This window comes from Amnibacterium sp., assembly GCF_025463795.1.
GTDB lineage: Bacteria > Actinomycetota > Actinomycetes > Actinomycetales > Microbacteriaceae > Amnibacterium.
The window spans coordinates 1-10,306 of sequence record NZ_JAODBE010000127.1 but is presented as its reverse complement, the minus strand read 5'-3'; the positions used below and the strand labels follow the sequence as shown (position 1 = coordinate 10,306).

7 protein-coding genes and 1 pseudogene are annotated in these 10,306 nt (G+C 72.8%); 5 read left to right on the top strand and 3 right to left on the bottom strand.

Features of this window, described 5'->3' with window-relative positions; translation table 11 throughout:
- The 3 genes from JWQ92_RS11345 to JWQ92_RS11335 all read left to right on the top strand — a co-directional run.
- The coding region (locus JWQ92_RS11345; RefSeq protein ID WP_297344568.1) for a hypothetical protein at positions 1 to 1,149 on the top strand (1,149 nt) is incomplete at its 5' end.
- A gap of 21 nt (positions 1,150 to 1,170) precedes the next feature.
- Positions 1,171 to 2,019: a DUF4397 domain-containing protein gene (locus JWQ92_RS11340; protein WP_297344567.1), complete on the top strand. Its 849-nt coding sequence runs from the start codon at positions 1,171 to 1,173 to the stop codon at positions 2,017 to 2,019.
- Complete coding sequence (locus JWQ92_RS11335; RefSeq protein ID WP_297344566.1) at positions 2,016 to 2,696, top strand: class F sortase; 681 nt, start codon at positions 2,016 to 2,018, stop codon at positions 2,694 to 2,696. The genes JWQ92_RS11340 and JWQ92_RS11335 overlap by 4 nt, the downstream gene beginning before the upstream one ends.
- Before the next feature lie 130 nt (positions 2,697 to 2,826).
- Here the strand turns inward: JWQ92_RS11335 and treZ are convergent, their stop codons facing one another.
- From treZ to glgX, 3 genes are read right to left on the bottom strand one after another with little or no spacing between them, the layout of a single operon-like run.
- The gene (treZ, locus tag JWQ92_RS11330) at positions 2,827 to 4,599 is read right to left on the bottom strand and encodes a malto-oligosyltrehalose trehalohydrolase (RefSeq protein ID WP_297344565.1); all 1,773 of its coding nucleotides are present in this window, start codon (positions 4,597 to 4,599) and stop codon (positions 2,827 to 2,829) included.
- Positions 4,596 to 6,938: a malto-oligosyltrehalose synthase gene (gene treY / locus JWQ92_RS11325; RefSeq protein ID WP_297344564.1), complete on the bottom strand. Its 2,343-nt coding sequence runs from the start codon at positions 6,936 to 6,938 to the stop codon at positions 4,596 to 4,598. The genes treZ and treY overlap by 4 nt, the downstream gene beginning before the upstream one ends.
- Positions 6,935 to 9,145, bottom strand: coding sequence for a glycogen debranching protein GlgX (gene glgX, locus JWQ92_RS11320; RefSeq protein ID WP_297344563.1), 2,211 nt, complete (start codon positions 9,143 to 9,145; stop codon positions 6,935 to 6,937). The genes treY and glgX overlap by 4 nt, the downstream gene beginning before the upstream one ends.
- 164 nt (positions 9,146 to 9,309) lie before the next feature.
- Between glgX and JWQ92_RS11315 the strand changes: the two genes are divergently transcribed.
- Positions 9,310 to 9,645: a hypothetical protein gene (locus tag JWQ92_RS11315; protein ID WP_297344562.1), complete on the top strand. Its 336-nt coding sequence runs from the start codon at positions 9,310 to 9,312 to the stop codon at positions 9,643 to 9,645.
- A gap of 153 nt (positions 9,646 to 9,798) precedes the next feature.
- A pseudogene (locus JWQ92_RS11310) lies at positions 9,799 to 10,306 on the top strand (oxidoreductase); the annotation flags it as partial.

Genomic DNA, 10,306 nt, shown 5'->3' with positions numbered 1-10,306 from the left:
GACGCGATCGGTGCTGCCGCCGCCGCGCAGGCGGCGTTCCCCGCCGCCGGCGCCGCGAGCGCGGTGGCCTGGCTGCGCACCGACCCGTTGTCGCTGCTGATCGGCATCGTCGCGGTGATCCTCGCCGCGCGGTCCCGGTGGTTCGTCCCGGTCGCCGCCGTGGCCGCCCTCACCGCGCTGACGGCGTTCTGGCCCGACGGCCGCGACGCGGTCGCGCCGATCGTGCTGCTGCTTCCTCTCCTCACCGTCGCGACGGCGATGGTGATCGACCGCGCCATCGTCGCGCTCGGGCGGCCGCAGTTCCTCACGAGCGCGGTCGGATCCGGCTGGCTGATGGCCGTCGTCGCCCTGCTCGTCGTCGCCGCCGTCGTGTGGATCGTCTCCCTCCCGGCGCTGCAGACCGGCGCACGTCAGCCGCTGAGCCGGGCACAGCGCTGGGTCGACACCTCCGTGCCGCCCGGTCAGGTGGTGCTGGTCGACCTCGGCGTGTGGCCCGACCTCGCCCACGGCGCCCGCGCCGCGGTCGGCTGGTACGCGGCAGCGGACGACGCTCCCGCGCCGAGCTCCGCCCCCTGGTCGAGCGCCGACTACCTCGTGACGACCGGCGACGCGCTCGACGCCTCGACGGGTGCCGCGCGTGCGACGCTCGCGCGCTCGCTCGCCGTCGCCCGGTTCGGCAGCGGCGCGACCGCGGTCGACGTCCGTGCCGTACGGAGCTCGCCCGAACCGACCCCCTCGAGCGCGCCGCCCAGCGCGGCCGAGGGGCGGGCGGCCGACGCCCGGCGGCAGACCGGGGCCGAGCTCGCCACGAACCCCCGGCTCACGGTCGACGGAGCCGATCGGGCGCTCCTGCAGGGCGGCGACGTCGACAGCCGGGTCTCGATCGTGCTCGGTCAGCTGCTCGCCGTGCATCGCCTGACGATCGGCGGCTTCCCCGCCCTCAAGGGCGACACTGGGACCGTGCGCCGCCAGGTGCTGATCAGCGCCATCGACGGGCACCCGGTGCCCCACGACGCCGACGCGACCGGCACCGTGCTGCGGTACCTGTCGGCGTTGCGGGGCCCGTATGCGACGTCGACCATCGATGCGACGGACGCCGGCGTGCTCGCCACGTTCGCTCCCGATCCGACCTTCGTCCCCTCGTCCTGAATCGAAGGAGTCCTCGTGGGAATGCCGTCTCGCCCCCTCGCCGCCATGGCGGCGCTTCTGGGCGCCGTGCTCATCGCCCTGCTCCCGGTCGCGCCCGCGTCGGCGGCGGCCGCCACCGGCTGGGTGCGGGTGGCGCATCTGTCCCCGGACACCAAGCAGGTGGACGTGACCCTGTCGAGCCTGTCCGGCGACACGGTGCTGTACAAGCTGTCGAGCGTCGGCTACGGCGCGGTGTCCCAGTACATCAAGCTGCCCGTCGGCACCTACGCGATCGCGATGGTGCCCGCGGGCGCCCCGGCCGGCACGACGCCCGTGGTGAAGGCCTCGGTCAGCGTCGGCCAGGGCAAGGCCGAGACCGTCGCCGCGGTCGGGCTCAACAAGGACCTCCAGACGCACGTGTACAGCGATGCGCTCGGCTCGCCGGCATCCGGGTCCGCCCGCGTGCGCGTGCTGCAGGCGTCGACCACGCACCCCACCGTCACGGTGAAGGCCGGATCCACCACGGTGGCGTCGTCCGCGAAGTTCGCGACGACGAGCGGCTACGTGGACGTTCCCGCCGGGACCGTGCCGGTCACCATGACCTCGGGCTCCACGAGCAGGACGATGAACGTCTCCCTGCCGGCGGGCAGCGTGCACACGCTGTTCGTGCTCGACACGTCCTCGCACGGCCTCACGGTCAGCACGGTGCTCGACAGCTCCGCGGCGGCGGTGACGCCGACCGGGTCGATCGACACGGGCGCCGGCGGCCTGGCCGGTCCGGTCGGCCTCGCCCCCGTGGCCGCCGGTCTCGCCGCGCTGGCCGCGCTCGGAGCTGCCGGCGCGGGTGCGCTGCTGGCCCGCAGGCGGACGGCGGACCTCCCCACCCGATGACCTCGTCGAGCCGGCCGCTGCGCCGTCGCGTCGTGGCGGCCCTGATCACGGCGGCGGTGCTCGCGGACGCGGGTGTCGCCGCCGGGGCCGCGGTCACCGCAATGCGGGAGGGCGCGGGCCACCACGCGGGGACGTCGAGAGCGAGCGCGCTCGCGCTGGCGGCCGAGCACGTCGAGCGGGGCGCCGCGCGGGGCCTGCAGGATCCGCGGACGGCGGCGCCCGTCCCGAGGTCGACCGCGGTGCCGACACGCGTGCTCATCCCGCGGATCTCGGTCGACGCCCCTCTCGAGACGCTGTCGCGCGACGCGAAGGGCGTGCTCCAGCCACCCACGCAGTGGCCGGACGCCGGCTGGTACGCGAACGGCGTCGTGCCGGGTGACACGGGCGCCGCGGTTCTCGCCGGCCACCTGGACACCACGAAGCGCGCGGCGGTCTTCGTGGACCTCCGCCTGCTGCGGCCCGGTGACCGGATCGAGGTGCGGATGTCGGACCACCGCACCCTGGACTTCACAGTCACGTCGGCCAAGGTCGTGCAGAAGGCGCTGTTCCCCACCTCGGCGGTCTACGGCCCGACGCCGGATCCGCAGCTCCGGCTCATCACCTGCAGCGAGCCGTTCGACGAGGTCCACGGCGTGTACGCCGACAACCTCGTCGTCTTCGCGACGCTCGACCACTGACCGTCCCGCATCCCGGGAGGCCCCCGACCGGCACCTCTCGCCTCTCGCGTGGCAGGTGCAGGTGCCCGTCCAGAACGGCCGGCCGGGCCCCCACGCGGGCGCGGAGCCGGCACAGGGACGTCGGGCCGGCTCAGAGGGCGACGGTGATCGCGGCCGACTCGGCGGGCAGCACCAGCCGGCCGCCGTCGACGGCGACGCCCGGCGCCGTGGTGAGCACGAGCGACCCCGCAGCGGGAACCCGCGACTCGGCGATGCCGAGGTTCGCGGCGACGGTCACGCCGCCGCGGCGCAGCACGATGGTGCCGGCCGCGTCGTCGGCGACGGCGTCGATCGTCGGGAACCGCGGGTCCGTGAGCTCCGGCAGCCGGTGGCGCAGGTCGATCAGCCGCCGGTGCAGGTCGAGCAGCGCCGCGTGCGCGCCCGTCTGCGGCTCCGACCAGTCGAGCTTCGACCGCCAGAACGTCTCCGGATCCTGCGGATCGGGCACGACGGCCGGGTCCCAGCCCATCTTCGCGAACTCCGCGATGCGGCCCTCGGCGGTCGCCTTCCCGAGCTCCGGCTCCGGGTGCGAGGTGAAGAACTGCCAGGGGGTCGAGGCGCCCCACTCCTCTCCCATGAACAGCATCGGGCTGAACGGGGTCATGAGGTTCAGCACCGCGCCGATCGCCAGCCGCGCGGGGGAGAGGGTCGCGGAGAGCCGGTCGCCCGTCGCACGGTTGCCGATCTGGTCGTGGTCCTGCGCGAAGGTCACGAGGCGGTGCGCGGGCAGGGTGAGCCGGTCGACGGGCCGGCCGTGGTGGCGCTCCCGGAAGCTCGAGAAGGTGCCGTCGTGGTGGAAGCCGTGCGTGAGCACCCGCTGCAGCACGCCGAGCCCCGCGAAGTCCTCGTAGTACCCGGTGGTCTCGCCCGTGAGGGCGACGTGCAGCGCGTGGTGGAAGTCGTCGCTCCACTGCGCGTCGAGGCCGTAGCCGTGCGCCTCCCGCGACGTGATGAGGCGGGCGTCGTTCATGTCCGACTCGGCGATGAGCGTGAGCGGCCGGCGCAGGTGCGCCGACAGGACGGCGACCTCCTCCGCCATCTGCTCGAGCAGGTGCTTCGCGCGGTGGTCGACGAGGGCGTGCACCGCGTCGAGCCGCAGCCCGTCCACGTGGTGGTCGCGCAGCCACATCAGCGCGTTCTCGATGATGTAGCGGCGCACCTCGTCCGAGTCGGGCCCGTCGAGGTTCACCGAAGCGCCCCACGTGTTGCCGCCGACCTCGGCGAGGTAGGGCCCGTACTCCGGCAGATAGTTGCCGGAGGCGCCGAGGTGGTTGTAGACGACGTCCTGGATCACCGCGAGGCCGCGCTGGTGGCACGCGTCGACGAACCGCTGATAGGCGGCAGGGCCGCCGTAGGTCTCCTGCACCGCGTACCAGAGCACGCCGTCGTAGCCCCAGTTGTGCGTGCCGTTGAAGGCGTTGACCGGCAGCACCTCGACGAAGTCGATCCCGAGCGCCACGAGGTGGTCGAGCCGCTCGATCGCGGAGTCGAGGGTGCCCTCGGGCGTGAACGTGCCGACGTGCAGCTCGTAGATCACCCCGCCGGCGAGGGGGCGGCCCGTCCAGGCGTCGTCCTGCCAGCGGTGCACCGACGGGTCGAACCGCTGGGACGCCTCGTGCACCCCGCGCGGCTGCCGCCGCGAGCGGGGGTCGGGCAGCACGCGGTCGTCGTCGCCGAGCAGGTAGCCGTACTCGGCGTCGGGTGCGACCTCCGTCAGCTCGCCGGCGGCGGGCTCCCACCATCCGTCGACGCCCCGGACGAGGTCGTGGTCCGATCCCCGGCCCCCGTCCGCGCCGGGAAGCACCCGCACACGGACCCGGTCGGGCTTCGGCGCCCACACGGCGAGCGGATGGCGGATCGTCACGGCTTGCCCCCTTCGGTCACGAGCAGTGCGACGGGATACTGCGTGAGCAGGTCGGCCAGCCGCAGGGAACCGCCTGGGAAGTCCCGCCCGGTGATCACGTCGCGCACCGGCGCGGAGCCCACGTCGAGCACGGTGTCCCGCCACCAGTCCGACTCGGCGAGACGGACGGGCAGCCGTGTGGCCACGGCGATGGCGCCGCCACGGTCGAACGCCACGACGTGGTCGGCGGCCGGACCGGTGGCCGCGAGCGGCGTGTACCCGGTGAAGAGCTCGGGCCGGGTGCGGCGCAGGCGGAGAGCCTGTGCGACGACGAGCAGCTTCGCCGCACCGGTCGCGTCGATCTCGGGCAGGGCGCCGGCGTCGATCTGCTTCAGCAGCTCCCGCCGGTCCGCGTAGTCGACCGGGCGACGGTTGTCGGGGTCGACGAGCGACGTCTCCCAGAGCTCGCTGCCCTGGTAGACGTCCGGCACGCCGGGGGCAGCGAGCTGGAGGAGCTTCGCGGCGAGGCCGTTCGACCACCCGGCCGGCGCCAGGCTCGTCGCGACCCGTTCGACGATCGCGTGCACCCGGTCGTCGTCGTAGACGGCGTCGACCGCCGCGTGCATCCGCCGCTCGAAGGCCTCGTCAGGATCCGTCCAGGTGGTCGAGACGCCGGCCTCGCGGGACGCCTTCTCGGCGTAGGCGTGCAGGCGGTGCCGCTCGATCGGCCAGGCGCCCACCGTCGCCTGCCATAGCAGGTTCGCGAACGTCTCGTCGCCGATCGGGGCGATGGCCTCGAGCGCGGCGAGGGTCTCGGCCCACTCGCGCGGCACCTCGGCGAGCACGTCGATCCGCGCGCGGACGTCCTCGCCCCGCTTCGTGTCGTGCGTGGAGAGCGTCGTCATGGCGGAGGACCAGCGGTCCTGCCGCCCCGCCATGCGCTCGTGGAACCGCTCGACCGACTCGCTGAAGACGTTCGGCTCGCCGCCGACCTCCGTGAGGCTCGTGAGGCGCGGGTAGCGGTAGAAGGCGTTGTCCTCGACGCCCTTCGCCATCACCATGCCCGACGTCTGCTGGAACCGCTGCGAGATCGGCGAGCCCACCTCCTTCAGCAGGCGCACCACCGCGTCGAGCTCCGGTTCGAGCTCCGGACGGCGGCGACGGGCCTCGTCGGCGGCCTCGTCGAGGTACTCCTCGCCGAACGGCAGGTACGAGCGGTAGACGGGGAAGCAGGCGAGCAGCTCGCCGACCGCGTCCGCGAGCCGGTCGTGGTCCTGCCCGGTCTCCCACTCACCCTCGCGGACGAGGCGCAGCACCTCGGAGTGCAGGATGCCGTCGGCGACGGAGCGCTTGGTCGTGTGGACGAGCTCGTGCCAGTCGACGGGACCGCCCGCGAGCCGCGCCGCGAGCGCCGTGAGCGGCTCCTCGCCGGACGGATCGACGAGCACGCGGTCGAAGTCGCCGAGCGCGTCGTAGCCGGTCGTGCCGGCGGTCGCCCACATGTCGGGCATCGGCTCGTCGCCCTCGAGGATCTTCTCCACGAGGACGTAGACGCCGCCCGTCGCCGCCGCGAGGCGGTCGAGGTAGGCGCCCGGGTCGAAGAGGCCGTCGGGGTGGTCGATGCGCAGGCCGTCGACGAGGCCCCGGCGCACCCAGTCGAGGATCGCGGCGTGCGACTCGTCGAACACGGCGGGCAGCTCGACGCGGATCGCCGCGAGGGTGTTCACCGCGAAGAACCGGCGGTAGTTGAGGTCGAAGTCGGCGCGGCGCCAGTCGACGAGCTCGTAGTGCTGGCGGGAGTGCACCGTGACCGGGTCGGCGCCGTCGTCCGCCGTGCCCGGCGCGATCGGATACCGGTTGTCGTAGTAGGCGAGCTCGTCGCCTCGGCCCACGGCCCCTTCCGGGCCGGGGACGACCGTCAGCCGGGCGAGGTCGTCGGCGCTGCCGAGCACGGGGATCCTCAGCTTGCCGTTCCCGAACTCCCAGTCGATGTCGAACGCCTCCGCGTAGCGGGACGCCGGCCCGTACGTGAGGAGGTCCCACCACCAGGGGTTCCGCTTCGGCGTGGCGACGCCGACGTGGTTCGGGACGATGTCGACGAGCACGCCGAGCCCGGCGGCGTGCGCCGCCGTCGCGGCTTCGACGAGCCCCTCGTCGCCGCCGCGGGCGGGGTCGACGCGGTCGTGGCGCACCACGTCGTAGCCGTGGTCCGAGCCCGGCTCCGCCTCGAGCAGCGGCGACAGGTAGATCCAGTCGACGCCGAGGTCGGTGAGGTAGTCGGTGAGCTCGGCGGCCGAGTGCAGGTCGAAGGCGTGCCGCACCTGCACCCGGTACGTCGAGACGGGCGTGCGCGGGCTCACCTGCCCCCTCCCTTCCCGACCACCGGGATGGGGCCGGTGGCCGACGTGGTGGCGTAGGACGCGAGCGACGCCGCGACGGAGTGGTCCGGCTCGACCTCGGGCTCCTGGTGGGCCTGCAGCACGACGAGCGAGCGGGCCTCGAGGGGCAGCTGGGTGCCCGCCTTCAGGGAGGTGCGGTCCGCGGCCTTGCCGGCGGTGTCGACGACGACGTCCCACGACGTGTTGAAGGACTTCGGCGGCAGCTTGAACCGCACCGCCTCCTCGGCGGCGTTGAAGTAGAGCAGGAAGTCGTCGTCCGAGATGCGCTCGCCGCGCAGGTCCCGGTCGCGGATGCCGTCACCGTTCAGGTAGACCCCGACCGCCTTGCCGAATCCGCTGTCCCAGTCCTCCGGTTGCATCTCGGTGCCGTCGGGCCGCAGCCACACGATGTCGGGCTTCGGGGCGCCCTCCTCGCGCTTCGCGGGCCTGCCGTCGAAGAACCGTGCCCGGCGGAAGATCGGATGGTCGCGCCGCAGCCGCGACACCGCCGCGGTGAACTCGATGAGCGGGTGGTCGGACTGGTCCCAGTGCACCCAGCTGATCTCGCTGTCCTGCGCGTACGAGTTGTTGTTGCCGCCCTGGGTGCGGCCGAGCTCGTCCCCGTGCAGGATCATCGGCACGCCCTGGCTGAGCAGAAGCGTGGCGATGAAGTTGCGCTGCTGCCGAGCCCGGATCTCGAGCACGGCCTGGTCGTCCGTCTCGCCCTCGGCGCCCGAGTTCCAGGACCGGTTGTGGGATTCGCCGTCGTTGCCGTTCTCGCCGTTCGCCTCGTTGTGCTTCTCGTTGTAGGAGACGAGGTCTCGGATGGTGAACCCGTCGTGCGCGGTCACGAAGTTGATCGACGCGACGGGCCGGCGGCCGGAGTTCTCGTAGAGGTCCGCGGATCCGGTGAGCCGGGCGGCGAACTCGCCGAGCGTCGACGGCTCGCCCCGCCAGAAGTCGCGCACGGTGTCGCGGTACTTGCCGTTCCACTCGGTCCACTGCGGGGGGAAGTTGCCGACCTGGTAGCCGCCGGGGCCGATGTCCCAGGGCTCGGCGATGAGCTTGACCTGGCTGACCACCGGATCCTGCTGCACGAGCTCGAAGAAGGTCGAGAGGCGGTCGACCTCGTAGAACTCGCGGGCGAGCGTCGCGGCGAGGTCGAAGCGGAAGCCGTCGACGTGCATCTCCGTCACCCAGTACCGGAGCGAGTCCATGATCAGCTGCAGCGCGTGCGGGTGCCGCACGTTGAACGAGTTGCCCGTGCCGGTGTAGTCCATGTAGAAGCGCTTGTCGTCGTCGACGAGGCGGTAGTACGCCTCGTTGTCGATGCCGCGGAACGACAGCGTGGGGCCCATGTGGTTGCCCTCGGCGGTGTGGTTGTAGACCACGTCGAGGATCACCTCGATGCCGGCGGTGTGCAGCGACCTGACCATCGCCTTGAACTCCTGCACCTGCTCGCCGAGCTGGCCGGTGGCGGCGTACTCGTTGTGGGGAGCGAAGAACCCGATGGTGTTGTAGCCCCAGTAGTTGCGGAGGCCCTTGTCGAGCAGGGTCGAGTCCTGCACGAACTGGTGCACCGGCATGAGCTCGATCGCGGTCACGCCGAGCTTCTGCAGGTGGTCGATGACCACCGGATGCGCGACGCCCGCGTAGGTGCCGCGGTCCTCCTCCGGGATGTCCGGATGCAGCTCGGTGAGGCCCTTCACGTGGGCCTCGTAGATCACCGTGTCCTTGTAGGGCGTGCGCGGGGTGCGGTCCCCGGTCCAGTCGAAGAACGGGTTCACGACCACCGACAGCATCACGTGGCCTGCCGAGTCCTCGTCGTTCGTCGAGTCGGGGTCGCCGAAGGTGTAGGAGAACAGGGACCGGTCCCAGTCGAACTCGCCGACCGTCGCTTTCGCGTACGGGTCGAGGAGCACCTTGTTGCGGTTGCAGCGCAGCCCGTTCGCCGGGTCGTACGGCCCCGTGACGCGGTAGCCGTAGCGCTGGCCGGGCTGCACCTGCGGCAGGTAGCAGTGCCACACGTAGGCGTCGACGTCGATGAGCTCGACGGTGACCTCGGTGCCGTCCTCGTCGAAGAGGCACAGCTCCACCTTCTCGGCGACCTCCGAGTAGAGCGCGAAGTTCGTGCCGCTCCCGTCGAAGGTCGCCCCGAGCGGGTAGGGGGTTCCTGGCCAGGTCTGCACGTGGATCTCCTTGTCGGGAAGCGGGGTCGCCGGGCGGGCGACGAGACACGGTAGCGGCGCTCGGCTGAGCGAGTTCGTGCATCGGCTGGACCCGCGATGCTCTGTCAGTCCTCTCCCAGGGTGCGGATCGGCGGGTGACGGGGCGGCGGGCTAGCGTGCTTCCCATGACCAACCTCGCCGTGCAGCTCGCGGACACCGTGAAGTCCTTCGGAGTGAAGGCCGTCTACGGGGATCCGCAGGACATCGAGGGCACGACCTTCGTGCCTGTCGCGCTCGTCGCCTACGGCTTCGGCGCCGGGGAGGGTGAGGGCCCCGACGGAGAGGGGGCCGGCGGTGGCGGCGGGGGCGGCGGCTACACGCTGCCCATCGGCGCCTACGTCGGCGACAGCCTCGGGGTGCGCTTCCAGGCGAACCCCGTCGCGCTGCTCGCCGTCGGCATCCCGTTCGTCTGGGTCGCGGGCAAGGCGCTCGCCCTCGTGATCAAGGCGCTCAAGAAGTAGCCGCATCCGACGTCGTCGGGGCCGGGCGGCGGTGTTCAGGGGGGCCGGCGGCCGAGCACGGTGTTCTCGCCGACGTCCGGAGAACGACGGATGGATCCCGGATCCGACCGGGGTTCGCGCGGGGGCAGGCCGTCCGCATGCCTATGATCCGGCGTGACCGAACTCGGAGCGCGCCGCACGCTCGCCGCAGGCGCGGGCATCGCGGCGGCCGCGGCCGCGATCGGCGCCGGTGAGCTCGTCGCCGCGGTGCTGCATCCGTCGGCCAGCCCGCTGCTGTCGGTCGGCTCGCTCGTCATCGACCTCACGCCCGGCTTCCTGAAGGAGGCGGTGATCGCCGCCTTCGGCACGGGCGACAAGGGCTTCCTCGTCGTCGTGCTCCTCGTGCTGCTCGTCGTGCTCGGTGCGATCGCCGGCGTGGCCGAGCTGCAGCGGCCGCGGGCCGGGCGGATCCTCGTCGCCCTGCTCGCGGTGGTGGCCGGCGGTGCCGCGGTCACCCGCCAGGGCGCCGCCGTCGTCGACGTCGCCCCCTCGCTCGTCGACCTCGCGGTCGGCGTCCTCGTGCTCGGCGCACTCGTGCGCCGCATCCGCGCGCCCGGGACCGCGGCGGGCGGCCCGTCACGCCGCGCCCTCGTGATCGCGACGGCCGCCACGGCAGGGGCGG